The sequence below is a fragment of the Bacillus sp. AP50 genome, assembly GCF_040492675.1.
GTDB classification, from domain to species: Bacteria; Bacillota; Bacilli; order Bacillales; family Bacillaceae_G; genus Bacillus_A; species Bacillus_A cereus.
Window position 1 is genome coordinate 1 of the sequence record NZ_JBEUTW010000134.1, and the last position, 20,459, is coordinate 20,459.

The window sequence follows — 20,459 nt, forward strand, 5'->3', positions numbered from 1 at the left end:
GAGGTATGTTTTTCTTTAATATGCTTTTGATTCATATATTTTTATTTGACTATAAATTTACAAAAATGTATATGAAATCTTATTTTTGATAATATATAAGTAATAAATTCATAGAATTGGAGTGATGAGATGCAGCCGTTAGAAAGAGAGATTCATTTTAATATGCTGAAAGTGTGGCGAATTCACGCTTTAATTGGGGCGGCAGTTATACTAACAGTCGTAATTGCGTATTTCTTTTTTATGATTAACTTTAACTGGTGGGGCTGGTTGTTTGGACTATTAGTAACAGGAGCTATTACATTTATTCCACTTGATTATTTTGTGTTTCCAAATTTGCGTCAGCGCTATTATAGTTACAGATTAAATGAAGAAGAGATTGAGATTCAAAAGGGAATGTTCGTTGTAAAACGCGTACTTATTCCGATGATCCGTGTGCAGCACGTAACGATTGAGCAAGGGCCGATCATGAGAAAGTATAATTTAGCAGAATTACACATTTCAACAGCCGCAACTTCTCATAGTATTCCAGGTTTAACGAAAGAAGAAGCAGAACAGCTAAAAAGACAAATTGGAGAACTTGCGAAAGTGAGTGATAAGGATGTATAAGAGGCAACATCCGATTACGATATTGTTAGGTATTAGAGTTGCGAGTTTGTTGCCACTTATTATTCTTGTTTTATTTAAACCTGATGAACAAGTGGAACCTTGGTATTTATTTTATCTTTTCCTTCTGGTTGTTTTATTCATCATGGCTATTTTTTCAGCAATTAAATGGTATTTTAAAGTGTACTGGATTGAGAATAATATTTTACATATAAAGCACGGTGTTTTTGTAAAGAAGGAAAGTTATTTAAATAAAGAACGTGTGCAAAATGTTAGTACGTCTTCTAATGTCATTTATCAGATGCTTGGGCTTATGAAGTTAAATATAGAAGTAGCGGGTGGTGGTAGTGAACCAGAAGTGATGTTGGCTGGTATTAAAGAAGACGAGGCAAAACATTTAATCTCTTTATTACATAAGAAAGAAACTACTGTAAAAGAAGAAATAGAAGAGGAAGAAAGCAAGACGGTTTATCAGTTAACAGCGAAAGAGGTTTTAGCAGCAGCGATTACATCTGGTCGGTTCGGACTAGTGTTTTCTGGACTGGTACTTCTTTACACAAAGTTTGATTTTGTTCTTCCTGAAGGATTCACAAGTAAAGTAGAAGCGTATGTGATGGGAAACGGTGTTTATAAACTAATTGTAATAGCATTAATTTTAATGGCAATTTCATGGATTATTTCCACGGCTGGATATGTGTTGAAATATGCAAACTTTAAAATTGAGCGAAAAGGGGAAGAAATTCGTATCGTTCAAGGGTTATTTGAAAAGAAAGAGTTTGTCTTAAAATTGCACCGAATTCAAGCGATTACTGTAAAAGAATGTATGCTTCGCCAGCCATTTGGTTATTGCGCTGTTGAAGTGGAAGCAATTCACAGTATTGGAGCAGCAAGTAATGAAGTGATGCTGCATCCTTTTATGAAGAAAAAAGATGTACAGCACCTGCTCACATATTTAGAGTTACCTTATGAAATTGAAGCGGAGATCGCTCACTTACCAAAAACAGCGTTGCGTCGTTATTTCATTATGGGCTGGTTAATAAGTATCATACTCACAGTTCTAATTGCTAGCGTGAGTATATATTTAAAACAACATATTGCATTGTTTGTTATTTTACCGTTATTTATCGTGTTTTCGTTACTTGCGTATGCTAGATATAAAAGTGGCGGTTATGAATTAAGAGAAAATCAACTAACGGTTGTATATCGTAATTTTTCGAAATATACAGGAATAATGCGAAGAAGACATGTTCAAGCAGTAGGTTATAATCAATCGTATTTTCAAAGAAAGGATGAATTATGTACAACTCTTGTAGCGGTAGCTGGGCGGGGTTATGAAGTAAAGCATATGAGAAAAAAAGATTCACTTCGTATATATAATTGGTACAAAGAAAAAGGAAACACCGGTGTGTAATGGTGTTTCCTTTTTGTGTCATGATTTGTCGATAAGTCGATATATTCGAAGAATCGCTGATATAATTCGAGTTGCGCCGATATATTCAGAAAAACGCTGATATAATTCGAGTTGCGCTGATATATTCGAAAAATCGCCGATATAATTTCACATACCGTGGTTTCCGAACTCCAAACTCCAAAAAATTAAACTAACACATCAAAAGTAGTCACAAAAGAAGGACGAGAGAAAATACTCTTTTGCTGTTCTGCATGTGGATGCGCTTGAGCTTGTCCCTCTGCTTGCGTGGGACGTTTTTTATGAGCGTTTTCGAATGAACGTGATTCTGTCCAGTCTTTAAAGTTTTGCTCTGTTTCCCACATCGTTAAGATGACATATGTATCGTTACTTAATGGACGTAGAACACGGATCGCTTGGAATCCTGGTTCGTTTTCGATAAGGCCTGCGCGGTTTTTAAAGCGGTTTTCAAATACAGGGCGACCTTCGTCTGTTACAGAAATGTTGTTACAAACGATATAGCCAGGTTGTCCTTTAAATTCGCCGACAGCATCTAGTACGTCATACTGAAGTGAGCCTTCTACAGATTCTTCTGTATTTTCTTTATAAAACATATTTTTCTCATCATTTTTTGCAGTGAAATGTGCTTGTTCTAGAGGTGTTTCGTATGAAATAATAGCCTTCATTTTAATGCCCCCTTACTAGTTTGTTTCTATTATATCAACTCTCTTAAAAAACTTCGAAGATTATATACATAAAGATACTTCTTTTTCAAATAATAAATGTACCATCATTTGGAAAGAAGGACGATGTATGAAGAAAGTAAAGTGGACTTTATTAGGCGGCGTCGCAACGTTCGTAGTAGCGATTGTACTCTATAAACTTATCGTGTTAGCTGGTGGCTATATGATGGATGAAAAGCAGCTCGTTTTCCACTCTTCATCACGTATCGTTGACCAGAAAGGGAAAGAAATTACGAAATTATACGTAGAAAATAGAGACCTCGTACCGATCGAGCAAATTCCGAAGTATGTGCAGCAGGCGTTTGTTGCGGTGGAAGATTCTCGTTTTTATGAGCATCAAGGGATTGATTATCCGTCTATATTCCGTGCTCTTTATAAAGATACGTTAGCTAGAGAGAAGGTAGAGGGCGGTAGTACCATTACGCAGCAACTCGCTAAAAACGTCTTTTTAACTCGTGAAAAAACATTTACGCGTAAATTGAAGGAAGTCGCAATTTCTCTTCAATTAGAGCAAAAATATACGAAGCAACAAATTCTTGAAATGTATATGAATCATATTTATTTTGGTCATGGGGCTTACGGTATTCAAGCGGCAGCAAAGTTATATTTTAATAAAAATGTTGAGGATTTAACAGTAGAGGAAGGGGCAATGCTTGCAGGCCTTCCGAAGTCACCAAACGGATATTCACCGTACTATTCTGCAGAGAAGAGTAAGGAACGCCGCGATCTAGTATTGTCACTTATGCATAAACAAGGCTATTTGACTGCAGAAGAAAGCGTTCGTTATCAAGGGAAGACAATTGCTCTATATAAAAATTTAGATGAGAATGAGCTTGCATATATGCCGTATATTGATATGGTCATAGATGAAGCCGCTCGTTTATACGGGTTGTCTCATCAAGAAGTACTTCGCGGAGGATATACGTTTGTCGTACCTATGGATGAAAAGATTCAAAAGGTAGCATATAACCAGTTTCAAGATGCAAGGAATTTTCCTGGGAAAGAAGAAGGGGCGCAAGGTGCTTTCTTATTAATGGATAATCGTACGGGAGGGATTAAAGCGGCGATTGGGGGAAGAAAGTACGTCCCGAGAGGATTTAATCGTGTTTTTGCCAAAAGGCAGCCCGGATCTGTTTTAAAACCACTTATCGTTTATGCACCAGCACTAGAAACGAAAAAGTATAATCCGTATTCTTTATTAACGAATGAAAGAAATTCTTTTGAAGGGTATGAACCTCGAAATTATAATCATGAGTATTCAAAAGAAATGACGATGTATGATGCGATTTTAGAGTCGGCAAACGTACCGGCAGTTTCTTTATTAAATGAGTTAGGGGTAGAAGAAGGAAAGCAATATTTAGAAAAAGGAAATGTCCATATTGCAGATGCTGGTTTAAGTACAGCGCTTGGGGGACTAAAAAATGGCGTTTCAACATTTGATCTTGTAAAAATGTATCGTTCATTTTTAGCAAATGGAAATATTATTGAGCCGCACGTTATTGATAAAGTATTAAATAGACACGGTGCAGTCATTGGGGAATCTCCAAAAGTAGAGACGAAAATCTTCTCGAAGCAGACAGCATGGTATATGACGAAAATGTTAGAAGGAGTTGTGAAGGAAGGAACAGCGAGAGTTGGTGTATATAACGGTGCGTTAGCTGGGAAAACAGGTACAACTTCATTGCCAAATGACGATAAGGGAGCAAGAGATATGTGGTTCGTCGGCTATACACCGAACTTAGTAGGCGCTGTTTGGATTGGTTATGACCGTACGGATAAGGAGCATCAGTTGCAAGGAGAAAGTGCATCTGCGACAAAATTGTTTAAGAAAATTTTAACGAAGGCTAATGTAGAACATAAAGAGAAGTTTATGAAGCCTGAAGGTGTGGAAACAATCGGCGCTCCGATTCGACTGCGCAAAATTGAAGATGTAAAAATGAAACTATCATTTAGCCCTTTCGGTTTATTTAAAGCAAAATTAAGTTGGACGCCACTTCCAGATAACAGAATTATGTACCGAATCTATAGAGTGGAGAACGGAATTCATACACATGTTAGCACTGTAAATGGTGCTGGGGAATATGAGGAAAAGTTCGTTAACATATTTTCAAAACCGAGCTTTTACGTTGTACCATATAATACACAAACGAATCGTGAAGGAGAAAAGTCAAAAGTAGCTAAACCATAGTTTTTCTCTGTGTTATAATAAGAATGTTGTGAAAATAGTAAGCGTTTTTAAGAATGTTTGTGTCAATTTAATGAACAACGTACATAATATTATGCATTTTGTTTTTACAAGCTGTATAGTAAAAAAAGATAAATATCGAACGTATTCGAAGCATTGGTAAGGAAGGGAGCAAGGGTCTTGGTAAGAACTATAAATGAGACATTTTTAAAAGCATGTAGGGGGGAACGTACCGATTATGTACCAGCATGGTATATGCGTCAAGCAGGTCGTTCACAGCCGGAATATAGAAAGATTAAAGAAAAGTATTCTTTATTTGAAATTACACATAATCCAGAGTTATGTGCTTACGTTACAAAATTGCCGGTTGATCAATATAACGTAGACGCAGCAATTCTTTATAAAGATATTATGTCACCACTACCTGCAATTGGTGTGGATGTAGAAATTAAATCAGGTATTGGCCCAGTTATTGATAATCCAATCCGTTCTTTACAAGACGTAGAAAAACTAGGGGAAATCAATCCAGAAGATGACGTACCGTACATACTAGATACAATTCGTTTATTAACGACAGAAATGTTAGACGTACCGTTAATCGGTTTTTCAGGAGCTCCATTTACATTAGCGAGCTATATGATTGAAGGCGGTCCATCTCGTAACTACCATAATACGAAAGCGTTCATGTATGCAGAGCCAAAAGCTTGGTTCGCTTTAATGGATAAACTAGCAGATATGGTTATTACATATTTAAAAGCGCAAATAAACGCAGGAGCAAAAGCAGTTCAAATTTTCGATTCTTGGGTTGGAACAGTAAATGTAGCAGATTATCGCGTATTTATTAAACCAGCAATGGAGCGTATTTTTGCAGAAGTTCGTAAGATGGGTGTACCGATGATTATGCACGGCGTAGGAGCTGCACACTTAGTGAATGAGTGGCACGACTTACCGCTTGATGTAGTCGGCTTAGACTGGCGCTTACCGATTGAAGAAGCACGTGCACGTGGCGTTCATAAGGCGGTACAAGGTAATATGGACCCTTCATTCTTACTTGCACCATGGTCTGTTATTGAAGAACATGTAAAAGGTATTTTAGATCAAGGGATGAAACAGCCGGGTTATATCTTTAACTTAGGTCACGGTGTATTCCCAGAAGTAAATCCGGATACATTAAAACGTTTAACTACATTTATTCATGAATACTCTAAAGGGCAGTTAGCGAAGTAAAGGAGAATTGCTGTATGAAAAAGAAAATTGGTTTGCTTGTAATGGCATACGGAACGCCATATAAAGAAGAAGATATTGAACGTTACTATACACATATTCGTAGAGGAAGAAAGCCAAGTCCTGAAATGCTGGAAGATTTAACAGAGCGTTACCGTGCAATTGGTGGTATTTCTCCTTTAGCTACTATTACATTAGAGCAAGCTAAGAAGTTAGAACAGCGTTTAAATGAAGTACAAGATGAAGTAGAGTACCATATGTATCTTGGTTTAAAACATATTGAACCGTTTATTGAAGATGCGGTGAAAGATATGCATAACGACGGAATACAAGATGCAATCGCACTTGTTCTTGCACCTCACTATTCTACGTTTAGCGTGAAATCATACGTTGGACGAGCACAAGAAGAAGCTGAGAAACTTGGAAACTTAACAATTCACGGCATTGATAGCTGGTATAAAGAGCCGAAATTCATCCAGTACTGGGTTGATGCAGTGAAAGGTATATATAACGGTATGTCAGATGCAGAGCGTGAAAAAGCAGTATTAATCGTATCTGCACATAGCTTACCAGAGAAAATTATTGCAATGGGCGATCCATATCCAGATCAATTAAATGAAACAGCGGATTATATCGCGCGCGGAGCTGAAGTAGCAAACTATGCAGTAGGCTGGCAAAGTGCAGGAAACACACCAGATCCTTGGATTGGTCCAGATGTACAAGATTTAACGAGAGAACTAAATGAAAAGCACGGTTATACTTCATTCGTATATGCACCAGTTGGATTTGTTGCAGAACATTTAGAAGTTTTATATGACAACGACTTTGAGTGTAAAGTTGTAACGGATGAAATTGGTGCGAAATATTATCGTCCAGAAATGCCAAATGCATCGGACGCATTTATTGATTGTTTAACAGATGTTGTATTAAAGAAAAAAGAATCTGTACTGTAAGAAGAAAGGGGGAGCCTGCTTGAGGAAAAAAGTTGTGATCGTCGGCGGAGGCATCACTGGATTAACAGCAATGTATAACTTACAAAAAAATATTCATGAAAAAAACTTGCCGATTGATACATTACTTATAGAAGCATCGGGTAAACTTGGCGGAAAAATTCAAACCGTTCGAAAAGATGGATTTACAATTGAGCGCGGACCGGATTCTTTCTTAGCACGAAAAGAAAGTGCAGCTAGATTAGTGAAAGAATTAGGTCTTGGCGATGAACTTGTAAATAATCAAGCCGGTCAATCATTTATCCTCGTAAACAATCGGTTACATAAAATGCCGAGCGGATCAATGATGGGAATTCCAACGCAAATTACGCCGTTTCTATTTTCCGGGCTGTTCTCCCCAATTGGTAAACTAAGAGCTGGTTTTGATCTATTAATGCCGAGGTCAAAGCCAGTATCTGATCAATCACTCGGACAATTTTTCAGACATCGTCTTGGAAACGAAGTGGTTGAAAACTTAATAGAACCGTTACTATCGGGTATTTATGCAGGGGATATTGATGAAATGAGCTTAATGTCAACATTCCCGCAAATGTATCAGATTGAGCAGAAACATCGCAGTATTTCACTCGGTATGCGTACGCTCGCTCCGAAAGAAGAGAAAGCTGAACCGAAAAAGGGAATGTTCCAAACAGTGAAAACAGGTTTAGAATCTATCGTAAAATCTCTCGAAGCAAAGATGCATGAAGGTACGATAATAAAGGGAACTCGCATTGAAAAAGTTGCAAAACAGGGTGATGGTTATACAATTACTCTTAGTAACGGAAAAGAAATAGAAGCGGACGCCATCGTAGTGGCAACTTCGCATAAAGTATTGCCGTCCATGTTTGCTCAGTACAAGCAGTTTCGTTTCTTCCGTAATATTCCATCCACATCCGTTGCGAATGTGGCACTTGCTTTCCAAAAGTCTGCAATCCAGCGCGATATTAATGGTACAGGATTTGTCGTATCACGAAATAGCGATTACACCATTACAGCATGTACGTGGACGCATAAAAAATGGCCGCATACAACGCCAGAAGGAAAAACACTCCTTCGCTGTTACGTTGGACGTGCTGGTGATGAAGCGGTTGTAGAACAAACCGAAGAAGAACTCGTTCAGCTCGTACTAGAAGATTTAAAGAAGACGATGGATATTACAGAGGATCCAGAGTTTACAATCGTAAGTCGCTGGAAAGAAGCGATGCCTCAATATACAGTAGGCCATAACGAGCGAATGAAACAGCTCACAACATTTATGGAGAAAGAGTTGCCAGGTATATACTTGGCAGGTAGCTCCTATGCTGGCGCTGGACTTCCAGACTGTATTAATCAAGGTGAGGAAGCTGCAAAGCGTGTATTATCTCATTTGGAGAAAGTAATAGATGCTGAATTAATCGCACAATAAATTATAAGAAACGCCTTCAATCATATTGAAGGCGTTTCGTTTATTATATAAAATACTTATTCGCCAATAAACATATATAAGTTATTTGGCTTTATAACAGCATCTCCTGCATAAATAACCCACTCTGTTAAGTTATCAAAATCTAAATGATAACTATTTCCTTCACTCATATCTTCTATAAAATATGGTTCATTAATGAGTATTCCTTGAATGAAATCTTCCGTAATGTTTTGCATTTCAAACCACATATGTTCACTTTTTCCTTCTTCGTAGGAGACACCAAACTTAGCAAGGAAACGAAAATCTTCATTTGATTGTTCAATGTGAAAAATGTTGCTGAAATACCCAAAAGTATTTTTCGCATTGTAAGCCATACGATCGGTTTCACTATTTGTTTTATAGAACATGAGCCCTGTAGCTTCCTCGTGTTCTTTGAAAAAACTTTCAATATATTCTTCTGAAGTATTAAATTTGAATAAGAGAACGGATGGAGATTGATGGTATTCATCTCGGGCATCCATTCCGCCTAAGAATGTATTTTGTGCATCTATTGGTTGTAGTTTCACTTCCTCATCTTCGATTGAAGATAATTGGTCCATACTCGTTTTATGCCCTATATAAGATAATCCTTTTTCCCACGGAACAGCGACTGTATGTATAGAACCTTGCTGACTATGCGCGATAACGATAGGCTCATTCATAGGGACTTGTCCATTCTCAACGGCATTATTAGCAAATGTTTGAAAGAGATCGCTAATGCCGTAGTAGGAAGAAATGCGATTTGGAATAATTAACTCTATTTCAGTTACGCCTGCTCTTAAAAGACCGTGTGTATGAAACCAATATTGCGTAGGCTCACCGTCTTTATCGTCTTCATAAACGGAATGAATAACGTATAAGTCAGGAATGTCAGGTAATAATTCATTTTCAACGTGATATTCAATATAGCTTCTAGATATCACTTTCATTGCTGCACTTGAATCGATTACAAATAACAAATCTGGGGCGAGATTCCATAAGAACTGTAACTGCTGGAAAAAGCAGTCCAGTACATCGCCTACAAATAGCGTACGAGTGAAAATTTCAGTGCCGAAAGCTGCATCTTCAAAATTACGATCTACGATTGTAGCATCTTGTCTATTGTACATTTTATATCCTTCTGGATCGTTCGGTTCATCAATATGCAGTTCATACGGTATGACTGTTTCACCCATATGTAATTCAACAATAAGGCTTGTCTCATCACTATAAACAATTTTTAAATCATCAACTTTAGTAGCGATCGTTTCTAGTCGCTGTTTTAACTGCTCAATTGTAATTCTAGTTGGTATAACGGCAATCATATCTGAAAAATGACGTTCTAATGTTCCATTCATAGCTGCGCGGTATGTTTCTGTTTGCACTTCCATCCAATCACTCCTATTCAAATGAATCCATTTTACATGCCAATTAAATGTCGATATTTTCTGTTTTCTCTCTCTAACATTATAGAGTGTATTTGTAGAAGGTGTAAAATTATTATTTTGTATTATAGTTTGAAAGCTTGTAAATTAAATAAATCTTTTGTAAAATTTGTCGAAATATAGTTCTATATAACGAATCATTTGTTATGATAGAAATGCTGAGAAAATATGAAATAGAGAGAGGAAAATGGCTGTGAAGAAATTGTTAAGTGTCTTTTTATCATTCTTGCTATTGCTTTCATTTACTGGAACTTTAGCGCAAGCAGAAGAAACTGCTTCTATGTCAGTAGAAAAAGCAATTCAAGTATTTAAGCAGCAAGGGAAAACGAAGGGGATAGTAGAAGGATATATTGTTGGATATACGCAAAGTTCTTCTAAATATACGAAGGATCCAGCTAAGTTTGATGATACAAACGTAGCAATTGCAGATTCGCCAAACGAAACGAATCCAGACAAAATCATGCCCGTTCAGTTACCGAAAGGTGATGTGAGAACGGCAGTGAATGTAAAAGATCACCCTGAAAATATCGGGAAGAAAGTTAGTTTGACTGGGACCCTTGAATTATATTTTAGTAACCCAGGTCTAAAATCAGTAACAGCTTATAAGTTTCAAGGTGAAGGACAAAACCGTGTTAGCGATGTAGTAGCTTCACCGAACGGTGGAGAAGTTGCTAAAGGAACAGCGATAACATTAACGACGAATACAGAAGGCGCAACAATCTACTATACGTTAGATGGCTCTAATCCTACTAATAAAAGCGTTCGTTATAATGGACAAATTATAGTGAATGAAAATAGTGTAGTGAAAGCAATCGCAGAAAAAGAAGGACTTACTCCTTCAGCAATTTCGACATTTTCATTTATTATCGTAAATAATGAACAGGTTCGTATTCATGACATTCAAGGGAAATCACATATGTCTCCTTACAACGGGAAGAAAGTAAACAATGTGGAAGGCGTTGTCACAGCGCTTGATAAAAACGGCTTTTATATAGAAGATAATCAGCCAGATAATGATCCAGCTACTTCAGAAGGTATGTACGTATATAAAAAAGATGTGAATGTAGCAGTAGGAGATCTTATTCAAGTTGATGGAGTAGTAGAAGAATATGTTGGACCAGGATATGCAGAACGATTTGAAACAGACTTAACGACGACTGAAATTAAAGCGAGCCGCGTTGCTGTAATCGCAAAAGATCAATCTTTGCCAGCACCGATTGTACTTGGGGAAAACGGTGTGAAAATCCCGGACCAGATTATTGATAATGATGCATTTGGTTTATTTGATCCAAATGAAGATGCAATCGACTTCTATGAAAGTATAGAAGGTATGCGTGTTACGATGCCAACACCAAAAATTATTACACCTCAGAAAAACGGAAATTTATATGTAACAGTAAAAAATGGTGGAGATAAAATAGTAACACAATATGGCACACCTCTATTAGATGAAAATCAATTAAACCCAGAGCGCCTTTCTGTAAAAGTACCTCGCGATTATGTAGCAAAAGTAGGAGATACTTTTACTGGAGATATAACAGGGGTAGTAGGATATGATTACGGTTCTTTCCGTATTTCGCCAATAACAGAACTGCCAGCTGTAGTGGATGGTGGATTTAAGCAAGTAGGGGCAAATATTCAGCCACGTCTTGATAAGTTAACGGTTGCTACATATAACATTGAAAACTTCTCGGCGAATAAAAAAGAAACAACAGATGAAAAAGTAAAAGCGTTAGCGTATTCTATTAAATACAATTTAAAAATGCCAGATATTATCGGTGTAGAGGAAATGCAAGATAATAACGGATCAATTAATGACGGTACAACAGATGCGTCATTAAGCGCAAAACGTATCATTGATGCAGTTCTAGAAATTCGTGGACCGAAGTATGAGTATGTAGAAATCGCTCCAAACAATAATCAAGATGGAGGAGCACCAGGAGCGAATATTCGCGTCGGCTTCTTCTATAATCCATCACGCGTGAAATTAGCGACGGTACCGAAGTTACTTGATAAGAATGTTGTTCGTATTGGAGACGAAAATCCATTGTTTGAAAGTACACGTAAACCGCTAGCGGCAGAATTTACGTTCCAAGGACAAAACATTGTTGTCGTTGCAAATCACTTAAACTCAAAACTAGGAGATGCAACGCCATTTGGAAAAGTGCAGCCGCTCGTATTAAAGAGTGAAGACAAACGAATTCAGTTAGCACAAGAAGTAAATTATTTCGTGCAAGGAATTCAGAAAAAGAATACAAATGCACCAGTTGTTGTGTTAGGTGATATGAACGATTTCGAATTCTCTAAACCACTAAAAACACTAGAGGGAACAATCTTAAAAGATATGTTAAACACAGTGCCGAAAGAGAATCGTTACACGTACATTCACGAAGGAAATGCACAAGTGTTAGATCATATTTTAGTAACAAACAATATCGCACCACACACAATTGTAGACCCAGTACACTTAAACTCAAACATTATGAAAGAACACGGACGTGTAAGTGACCACGACCCAGTACTTGCTCAAATTGATTTGAAGAAGGCTTCTTAAAGTGGGGAACGCTTAGGTGACTAAGCGTTCTTTTTTTGCATCGTTATAGAATAGTATAAAGAGATGATTCCTTTTTTTGTAATCTAATGATAAAATTGATTGAATATTCAGTTTTTAACAAGGAGGACAACAATGCAGTTACAAATAAATGGAAAGGTAATGAATCAGTTTGCAATTTTTTTTAGTACGATCATCATGCTTCAGTTTGTAGCTGATATAACAGGACTTACAAGCAATCTAGATATTACGTATAACTTAATACATACAGCAGCTTCTTATATAACATTTAGTTTGGCGGTTATTTTCACTTTAATAGGTGCAAGAAGAGAATTAAGTAAATATGCAATTGTTTCATTATGTTTAGTTGTAGGTATTAAAGCGATTTATTTTGTAGCGGTCGTTATTTTATGGGGGTTGGCAGGTACGCCATAAGTGAATAGTAAATAAACCCTAATTTCCAATATAGTAAGGAAATTAGGGTTTTATTATACTTGAAACGCTTTTCTACACCGCTCTCTTTTTTGCAGTCTTCTTTTATATTTTTTTCTATCCCGCTTTACTCCTTGTATATACATAAGTAAGCTAACGAAAAGGAAGAAAGCACATTGCGTCATTAAAATATATGGTGACATGCCTTGCAATGGTTGTTTCGGATCATATAAATGAAAAGGTGCTCCGCCTATTGAAGGAAGTATTGTATTTAGCAGGACGTAAGGAATGGAGGCGGCTGCAAATGGAAAGAGAATTGCCATATAGTCTTTTTGTGACCATACAGATGCAGCAAGTCCTAAAAGGGCCATTAAACCTGCAAATAAAAAATTAATTCCGATATATACAGCAATGTAAGTGAGAGGCGCATCAAAATATAGGTTTGCGAACATTCCATCAGCATTTATGATGCCTGAACCAACCGTAGGTGTTCCGTCTGGAATGGTTAATTTGCAAAATAATAACGATAAGATGAATGGAAGTGTATAAAGAAATCCTCCGCAAAAAAACGTAACGATATATTTCGCTACTGAATAAGGAAATATAGAAATCCCCTTACTCACAAACGGTTTAAAACCATCGGACTTATCCGAATTGTAACTTGTACTAAAGGGGAAACTCGCAATAACTGGCATTAATAATAAATAAACATCCATTTCATTGTCGCGAAATCCAATCCATTTTAAATCTGTTGATATAGGACCATTTGCTGCGTTTCCTAAATAACGAATTACATAATAATAGTGATAAATGCAAATAAGAACGAATCCACTAAGCATCATAATTAAAGAAATACGACTACAAAAAGCTTGCTTTATATTTAAACGAAGTGCACGCATCATGACTGAAAAAGCCTCCACTGTTTTGATAAACTTGTCTATTTTCTATATTACTATTAATTGTAAAGATTTTCTTGTTTTTTTATTTGATTATTTGAAAAAGAGGAATTTTGTTGTTGTGAAGTAAGGTTTAGCTGAAATTAATTTTTCTAAAATATGGTTGACAATTAAGTATTACATTTGTAATCTTAATTATGGATTACAAATGTAATACTTAGGAGTGAAACATACGATGACAAATCAATTACCTAAAATATCTGAAGCGGAATTAGAAATTATGAAAGTACTTTGGTCGAGTTCTCCGCAAACAGCGAATGAAATTATAGAAGAACTGGAAGATGCAATGGACTGGAAACCGAAAACAATCCGCACATTAATTAATCGATTAGTGCAAAAGGAAGCCGTTTCTTACCATCAAGATAAAGGGCGTATGTACGCTTATTACCCGTTAGTATCACAAGATAATTATTTGCAAGTGGAAACGAAATCTTTACTAAAACGTTTTTGCGGTGCAGCGTTTAAGCCATTACTTGTTAATTTCTTAAAAGAGGAGAATTTATCTTCAGAAGATATTAATGAATTAAAACGCATTTTAGATGAGAAGACAGAGGAGAATAAGAGGAAGGATTGATAAAAATGATAAACACGCTTATAAATGTATACCTTCCTCATTTTTTTGATTGGCTTATAGAAACGTCACTTATGGCTAGCATATTAGTCGGATTTATTTTATGTATAAAAGTTCTATTTAGAAATAAATTAACCCCCCGGTGGCAATATATGCTGTGGATCGTATTAATGATAAGACTCCTTTTACCGTGGTCGCCAGATAGCTCTTATAGCATTTACTCATTACTTTCTTATAGTTCTAGCGTATCGGAAGTTATTCCAAAAAATATGCCGGCTACTGAGAATATAGTGAACATAGAAAGCGACCGAAAAGTGGAATTGGAATCAAATTCTAAAATGGTGACAAAAACTAGCGAACCGGAAGTAAAAGTCAGTTCGGAAAAACAGACTACATTTTCTTTATACAAACTTGCTTTGTATGTGTGGCTAGCTGGGGTAATCATATTAGCAGCCATCACGTTTCTTACAAATAGACGTTTATATTCTTACATAAAGAAACAACCGGATATTACGGACGAACAGGTCACTACAGTGTTTAATCGCTGTAAGCAGTCTATGAAAATGAAGAAGGCAGTTTCATTACGTCTTGCAGGAAAGATTGCAAGTCCAACGGTTTTTAGTTTCTTTCGCCCGAAAGTATTACTATCAAAAAAACATATGAAAGTATTAAATGAACAACAATTACAATATGTCTTTTACCATGAGTTAGCTCATATTAAGAGAAACGATGTAGCTGTAAATTGGATTATGTACAGTTTAATCCTATTAAATTGGTTCAATCCAATTCTTTGGTACGCCTATTTTTGTATGCGAGAAGATCAAGAATTAGCCTGTGATGCATATGCACTTACTTTTATAGATAAAGAGGAACAAATTGCATACGGTCATACAATTATTACCCTTTTAGAACACTATTCCTATCAAGTACCAAGCCTAGCAAATTTAAGTAGAAATAAACGATTACTAAAAAGGAGAATCATTATGATTAAAAAATTCCAAAAGAAATCGTATCGTCTTTCTTTACTTGGAGTTATTGTCATAGTTGCTATAGCATCTCTTTCTTTATTCAACGCACGTGCAACGGAAGGAAAAGAAAAGCAAGAGGATAAAGTAGAGCAGTCAAAGGATGCTTTCCAAAATGCTGTAGATATGCTGTTTGGTACAGAAGAAAATGCAAAAAAAGAATATAGGTATTCAGCAAGAGTGTATGAAAATAAGACAGATTATTTATATTTAGCTGAAAAGGCTTTAACAACAGATGAGTTCCAACAGTACATAAAGTTGTATAAAGAAATTATTAATATACAGAAAAAAGGTGCTCCGAGAGATTCTGACTACGAGTCAATATTTTTTAGGGAAGAACGTTTAACAGAAGCTGATCGTGAAAAATTATATGCACTTTATGATCAATCAAAACCGTTTAATGACAAAGTGGAAGAATCTTTAAATTACACGGTAAAGGAAGCGCAGGAACATGTAGATTTTCAAATTAAGAAGCCAACTTACACAATTGAAGGCTACGATCTAAAGGATGAAAAGGTAAGTTGTTTTATTAAGAGAAGACCCGAGTTAATTATAGAATTAGAGTATACAAACGGAAAAGGAAACTATACAACTTATCAATCACAAGTATTTGGAGAAAGTAAAGATCCGTTCCATGCTTTATTTGTTGTAGAAGAAAATATTGAACAGTACGAATTAGAAGGTAATCAAATATTCTACGCTACTCATCACTCGGATAGTAATTTACAAGGTATGAAGATGATTGTTCCAGCAAAAGGGAAAAATAGTGCATACCAAATCGTTATTATTAATCATAGTTTAGAGAACCCAGGAGAAGCAGTATTCGATAAGAATGTAAATAAAGAAGAATTAGAGAAAATTATGCTTTCTATGTTGAAATAGCAAAAAGGTGTTCTTAAGATGTATATCTCTAGAACATCTTTTCCTTTTCTCTTTTCTTCTGATAAACTATGGAAAGTATGATATACACTGACTGAAATTTTTTTATACTGGAAATAATAAAAAGAGAACTTGTATAGAATGTAAGCGTGTGGTAATATCAAAGATGTACTGATTGACTATATTATCCAATTGGTCATTTTTGGAGGTGATGATGTGGCAATAGATCGAAAACGTTCTATTATTGAGGCTGCAACAAAGTCTTTTTCAGCGTTCGGCTATAAAGCAACAACGATGGATCAAGTAGCGAAGTTAGCGAATGTAGGGAAAGGAACGATTTATACTTTTTTCAAAAATAAAGAAGAGTTATTTGGTGAAATTATTTCTAATTTAATTACAGAAATGAAGCAAGTTGCAGAAAGTGCAATTCGTTCAGATGTTTCATTTTTTGAAAATGTACATAGAGCATTATATAGCATCTTGGAATTTAGAAAAGAACATCAGCTCATGATTAAATTAATTCAAGAAGAGCGCGATATGGGAACGAAAGAAGTACAAGAAGTGATGCAACAAGTTGATGTGGAAATCGTTTCTGTTATTCAATCGTATTTAAAGATTGCGATTGAAAAAGGTGAAATTAGCAAATGTGATCCAGAAATTACAGCATTTATTATGCTTCGTCTATATGTATCGCTTATTTTTGATTGGGAAAAAAATCACGAACCGCTAGAAAAAGAAAAAATTGCAGAGTTATTTGAACTTTATTTACTAAAAGGATTGTCAAACTAAGATAATCCTTTTAATTTTATAAAAAATGACCAAATGAACAATACGGTCATATATTTAAGTTAAGGGGGGATATAGAAAAATTATAATCATAATAAGAAAAAGTTGCATAGTAATAAATTCGGGGATAAGGCATATGTATGAACAAGTATAGCCTTTTTGTTTGGGTAAAAATGACTATATGAACATTTTGGTCATTTTATAAAAGGGGGAGAAATTATGAAAGGGAATCAGTTACTTCGGAAAGAGTTCACGGAAATTATAAAAAGTAAAAAAATATTAATTCCAATTATTGCGGTCTTATTCGTACCGATTTTATATGCAGGGATGTTTTTGTGGGCCTTTTGGGATCCGTATAAACAGTTAGATGACTTACCAGTTGCAGTAGTCAATTTAGATAAAGGCGCAGTATTTGATGGGAAATCAATTGAGGTCGGAAAAGGGCTCGTTGATAATTTAAAAGATAATAAGAGTTTTAAATGGGAGTTCGTAAGTGAAAAAGAAGCGAAGAAAGGAATGGAAGGTAGAAAGTATTACATGTTAGTACGCATTCCAGATGACTTCTCAAGTAACGCTACAACGTTACTAAAAGACAATCCAAAGCCATTAAACTTAGAGTACATTCCAAACGAAAGCTTAAACTTCTTATCTTCACAAATTGGAGGAACAGCCATTGAAAAGATTAAAACTGAAGTATCAAGCACGTTAACGAAAACATATGCAGAGAAAATGTTTGATTCCATTCAAGACGTCTCAAAAGGATTAGCAGATGGGGCGGAAGGAGCAAATAAACTACACGACGGATCAAGTGAGCTGCATGATGGTTCAAGTAAAGTGACGGATGGCCTTCATACACTGCAAGGGAAGTCTGGGGAGATGAAGGATGGAGTTCAGAAATTAGCAGATGGATCTAATAAATTAGTAGATGGATCAGGCAAAGTAACAAATGGTTTAAATACGTTAAATAGCAAAACAGGTGAAATGCAGATAGGTATTGGGAAATTAGTAGATGGATCAGGCAAAGTAACAGATGGTTTACACGTATTAAATAGCAATGCAGGTATCGGAAAATTAGTAGATGGATCAGGCAAAGTAACAGATGGTTTACATGCATTAAATAGCAATGCAGGTATTGGGAAACTAGTAGATGGATCAGGAAAAGTAACAGATGGTTTACATGCATTAAATAGTAATACAGGTATCGGGAAATTAGTAGACGGATCGGGCAAAGTAACAGATGGTTTAAATACGTTAAATAGTAAAACGGGTGAATTGCGTGATGGATCTGAGAAAGTGACCGGTGGCTTGAACAAATTAGTAAGTAAATCCGATGAATTAAAAACAGGAACAACTGACCTATCAAATGGTATGGGAAAACTTGTTGAAGGGCAAAGTCAATTAGAAAAAGGGTCTCAAGAAATTCAAAAGGGATTGCAAGATTTAAATAGTAACGTACAAAAGTCTGCTGCAGGCTTAGAGGAAATGCAGTCGAAAGTTCCTTCTATATTGAGTACAGTAAATGACAAAATAGATGGAGCTGGGGCGAATGTAAATCAGTTAAATGAACTTACACAATCAACAGCAGGAGATGCTAAAAAAGCAGCGCAAGAGGTAGCGAATTTACAAAAGCAAATTGAAAGTTTACCAAAAGAATATCAAGAGCAGTTACAACCATTCATAACAAGTGCTGTAAAAAGTACAGCGACAGTTCAGCAAAAAGCTGCCGGAGTAGCAGGTGGAACAAATAAATTAAATGAAGAAGTAAAACAAGTAAAAGTCGAAATACATCAAACAACAAATGGATTGCAAAACAAATTACCAAACCCAGCAGGGATAAAAACTCTGGCAGGTGGTATTGAGAAATTAACGAACGCACAAAATGAATTTGTTAGTAAGTTTCATGGATTTGGTGAGGGATTAGATAATGCAAAAATAGGTGCCGATAAATTAAAAGATGGATCAGTTCAATTAATTGATGGAGTAACGCAACTACAAAGCGGATCTGGAAAAGTGACAGCAGGATTAGGCCAATTATCTGCAGGAGTAAATCAATTAGCAGATGGTTCGGGTCAAGTAACAGACGGTTTAGGAACATTATCTGTAGGAGTATCCAAATTAGCAGATGGTTCGGGTCAAGTAACAGGCGGTTTAGGAACATTATCTGTAGGCGTAACGAAATTAGCGGATGGTTCGGGTCAAGTAACAGGTGGTTTAGGAACATTATCTGTAGGAGTATCCAAATTAGCAGATGGTTCGGGTCAAGTAACAGATGGTTTAGGAACATTATCTGTAGGAGCAAACCAAATGGCAGGTGGCGTAAATCAATTAGCAGATGGATCTGGTCAAGTAACAACGGGCTTAGGTACTCTAAATGGTGGCCTAAATCAAATGTCAAATGGCTCAACCCAGCTAATCGACGGCGTAAATAAACTAGCAGACGGATCAGGAAAAGTAACTGATGGACTAGTGAAAGTAAACGATGGTTCAGGTGAACTTGCAGAGAAACTTGGCGAAGGAGCAGAAAAAACTGGTGAAGTAAAAGGGACGGATAAAACGTATGATATGTTTGCAAGTCCTGTAAAAGTGAAGACGGAGAAAATGGCGGAAGTTCCAAACTACGGAACCGGATTTACGCCGTATTTCCTATCACTCGGTTTATTTGTTGGGGCATTACTATTATCAATTGTATATCCATTACGTGATACAGTCGGTGTTCCAAAATCAGGGTTTAGCTGGTTTATTAGTAAGTTCGGTGTTTTACTATCGGTCGGTATTATTCAAGCGATAGTAGCAGATGTTATATTACTGTTTGGATTAGGTGTAGAAGTACAAAGTATTCCGTACTTCATACTCTTTAGCATCGTTACAAGCTTAGCATTTATCGCATTAATTCAATGTTTAGTAACAGCTTTTGGTGATGCAGGCCGTTTTATCGCCATCATCACATTAATTATGCAGCTTACAACAAGTGCCGGAACATTCCCACTAGAATTGATTCCGAAGTTTTTACAACCATTCAATGCTTGGTTACCGATGACATACTCTGTATCAGGATTGAAAGCAGTCGTATCGAGTGGAGACTTTGACTTCATGTGGCAAAACATAGGAATGCTCATGATCTTTATCGTTGTATTATCACTTGGAACAATCGCTTCCTTAACTTTGATGCACAAACGACAATTTAAAAATGTGCTTGAAAATCAATCGGTTGAAGCGTAGATAAAAGCACCTTTTTGGTG

The 20,459-nt window shown here is 36.2% G+C and carries 15 protein-coding genes; 12 read left to right on the top strand and 3 right to left on the bottom strand.

The window, feature by feature from the left end:
- Positions 1-129: 129 nt before the first annotated feature.
- Together ABWK52_RS11825 and ABWK52_RS11830 are read left to right on the top strand one after the other, a co-directional pair.
- On the top strand, positions 130-606 hold the full coding sequence (locus tag ABWK52_RS11825; protein WP_001182698.1) for a PH domain-containing protein: 477 nt from the start codon (positions 130-132) through the stop codon (positions 604-606).
- Positions 599-2,014 carry a PH domain-containing protein gene (locus tag ABWK52_RS11830; RefSeq protein ID WP_098507861.1) on the top strand — a complete coding sequence of 472 codons (1,416 nt, stop codon included), beginning with the start codon at positions 599-601 and terminating at the stop codon, positions 2,012-2,014. Before ABWK52_RS11825 ends, ABWK52_RS11830 begins: the two co-directional genes overlap by 8 nt.
- 185 nt (positions 2,015-2,199) lie before the next feature.
- Here ABWK52_RS11830 and hmoB read toward each other — a convergent pair whose 3' ends face one another.
- The gene (gene hmoB / locus ABWK52_RS11835; RefSeq protein WP_000644063.1) at positions 2,200-2,697 is read right to left on the bottom strand and encodes a heme-degrading monooxygenase HmoB; all 498 of its coding nucleotides are present in this window, start codon (positions 2,695-2,697) and stop codon (positions 2,200-2,202) included.
- 127 nt (positions 2,698-2,824) lie between these two features.
- Here hmoB and ABWK52_RS11840 point away from each other — a divergent pair, with 127 nt between their 5' ends.
- From ABWK52_RS11840 to hemY, 4 genes are all read left to right on the top strand, one after another.
- A complete protein-coding gene (locus tag ABWK52_RS11840; protein WP_000756297.1) occupies positions 2,825-4,942 on the top strand; it encodes a transglycosylase domain-containing protein in 2,118 nt (705 codons plus the stop codon).
- Positions 4,943-5,119: 177 nt separating this feature from the next.
- Positions 5,120-6,166 carry a uroporphyrinogen decarboxylase gene (gene hemE, locus ABWK52_RS11845; RefSeq protein ID WP_000252605.1) on the top strand — a complete coding sequence of 349 codons (1,047 nt, stop codon included), beginning with the start codon at positions 5,120-5,122 and terminating at the stop codon, positions 6,164-6,166.
- Positions 6,167-6,180: 14 nt separating this feature from the next.
- Positions 6,181-7,116, top strand: coding sequence for a ferrochelatase (hemH, locus tag ABWK52_RS11850; RefSeq protein WP_000726800.1), 936 nt, complete (start codon positions 6,181-6,183; stop codon positions 7,114-7,116).
- A 19-nt stretch (positions 7,117-7,135) separates the two neighbouring features.
- The gene (hemY, locus tag ABWK52_RS11855; protein WP_061655444.1) at positions 7,136-8,557 is read left to right on the top strand and encodes a protoporphyrinogen oxidase; all 1,422 of its coding nucleotides are present in this window, start codon (positions 7,136-7,138) and stop codon (positions 8,555-8,557) included.
- Positions 8,558-8,613: 56 nt separating this feature from the next.
- Here the strand turns inward: hemY and ABWK52_RS11860 are convergent, their stop codons facing one another.
- Positions 8,614-9,966, bottom strand: a complete 1,353-nt coding sequence (locus tag ABWK52_RS11860; RefSeq protein ID WP_000453718.1) for a DUF4026 domain-containing protein — start codon at positions 9,964-9,966, stop codon at positions 8,614-8,616.
- Between the two features lie 241 nt (positions 9,967-10,207).
- Between ABWK52_RS11860 and ABWK52_RS11865 the strand changes: the two genes are divergently transcribed.
- A complete protein-coding gene (locus ABWK52_RS11865; RefSeq protein WP_061655445.1) occupies positions 10,208-12,574 on the top strand; it encodes a DUF6359 domain-containing protein in 2,367 nt (788 codons plus the stop codon).
- 132 nt (positions 12,575-12,706) lie between these two features.
- Positions 12,707-13,006, top strand: a complete 300-nt coding sequence (locus tag ABWK52_RS11870; protein ID WP_001176844.1) for a hypothetical protein — start codon at positions 12,707-12,709, stop codon at positions 13,004-13,006.
- Between the two features lie 53 nt (positions 13,007-13,059).
- Here the strand turns inward: ABWK52_RS11870 and ABWK52_RS11875 are convergent, their stop codons facing one another.
- Positions 13,060-13,905, bottom strand: coding sequence for a hypothetical protein (locus tag ABWK52_RS11875; RefSeq protein ID WP_000984174.1), 846 nt, complete (start codon positions 13,903-13,905; stop codon positions 13,060-13,062).
- Positions 13,906-14,134: 229 nt separating this feature from the next.
- On the opposite strand from ABWK52_RS11875, the gene ABWK52_RS11880 reads away from it, so the two are divergent.
- The 4 genes from ABWK52_RS11880 to ABWK52_RS11895 all read left to right on the top strand — a co-directional run bounded on the left by ABWK52_RS11880 (position 14,135) and on the right by ABWK52_RS11895 (position 20,439).
- On the top strand, positions 14,135-14,533 hold the full coding sequence (locus ABWK52_RS11880; RefSeq protein ID WP_061655446.1) for a BlaI/MecI/CopY family transcriptional regulator: 399 nt from the start codon (positions 14,135-14,137) through the stop codon (positions 14,531-14,533).
- Positions 14,534-14,538: 5 nt separating this feature from the next.
- Entirely contained in the window at positions 14,539-16,437 is a 1,899-nt protein-coding gene (locus ABWK52_RS11885) for a M56 family metallopeptidase (RefSeq protein WP_033667011.1), read from the top strand.
- A gap of 213 nt (positions 16,438-16,650) precedes the next feature.
- On the top strand, positions 16,651-17,223 hold the full coding sequence (locus ABWK52_RS11890) for a TetR/AcrR family transcriptional regulator (RefSeq protein WP_000963381.1): 573 nt from the start codon (positions 16,651-16,653) through the stop codon (positions 17,221-17,223).
- Between the two features lie 216 nt (positions 17,224-17,439).
- Positions 17,440-20,439, top strand: coding sequence for a YhgE/Pip domain-containing protein (locus ABWK52_RS11895; protein ID WP_098283251.1), 3,000 nt, complete (start codon positions 17,440-17,442; stop codon positions 20,437-20,439).
- The last annotated feature ends 20 nt before the right edge of the window (positions 20,440-20,459 follow it).

What these genes read in the sequence shown, in the direction of transcription:
- ABWK52_RS11880 (WP_061655446.1), top strand. Translation starts at nt 14,135, where the DNA reads ATGACAAATCAATTACCTAAAATATCTGAAGCGGAATTAGAAATTATG.
- ABWK52_RS11830 (WP_098507861.1), top strand. Translation starts at nt 599, where the DNA reads ATGTATAAGAGGCAACATCCGATTACGATATTGTTAGGTATTAGAGTT.
- ABWK52_RS11870 (WP_001176844.1), top strand. Translation starts at nt 12,707, where the DNA reads ATGCAGTTACAAATAAATGGAAAGGTAATGAATCAGTTTGCAATTTTT.
- ABWK52_RS11865 (WP_061655445.1), top strand. Translation starts at nt 10,208, where the DNA reads ATGGCTGTGAAGAAATTGTTAAGTGTCTTTTTATCATTCTTGCTATTG.
- ABWK52_RS11895 (WP_098283251.1), top strand. Translation starts at nt 17,440, where the DNA reads ATGAAAGGGAATCAGTTACTTCGGAAAGAGTTCACGGAAATTATAAAA.
- hemH (WP_000726800.1), top strand. Translation starts at nt 6,181, where the DNA reads ATGAAAAAGAAAATTGGTTTGCTTGTAATGGCATACGGAACGCCATAT.
- ABWK52_RS11875 (WP_000984174.1), bottom strand. Translation starts at nt 13,905, where the DNA reads ATGATGCGTGCACTTCGTTTAAATATAAAGCAAGCTTTTTGTAGTCGT.
- ABWK52_RS11885 (WP_033667011.1), top strand. Translation starts at nt 14,539, where the DNA reads ATGATAAACACGCTTATAAATGTATACCTTCCTCATTTTTTTGATTGG.
- hmoB (WP_000644063.1), bottom strand. Translation starts at nt 2,697, where the DNA reads ATGAAGGCTATTATTTCATACGAAACACCTCTAGAACAAGCACATTTC.
- ABWK52_RS11840 (WP_000756297.1), top strand. Translation starts at nt 2,825, where the DNA reads ATGAAGAAAGTAAAGTGGACTTTATTAGGCGGCGTCGCAACGTTCGTA.
- ABWK52_RS11825 (WP_001182698.1), top strand. Translation starts at nt 130, where the DNA reads ATGCAGCCGTTAGAAAGAGAGATTCATTTTAATATGCTGAAAGTGTGG.
- ABWK52_RS11860 (WP_000453718.1), bottom strand. Translation starts at nt 9,966, where the DNA reads ATGGAAGTGCAAACAGAAACATACCGCGCAGCTATGAATGGAACATTA.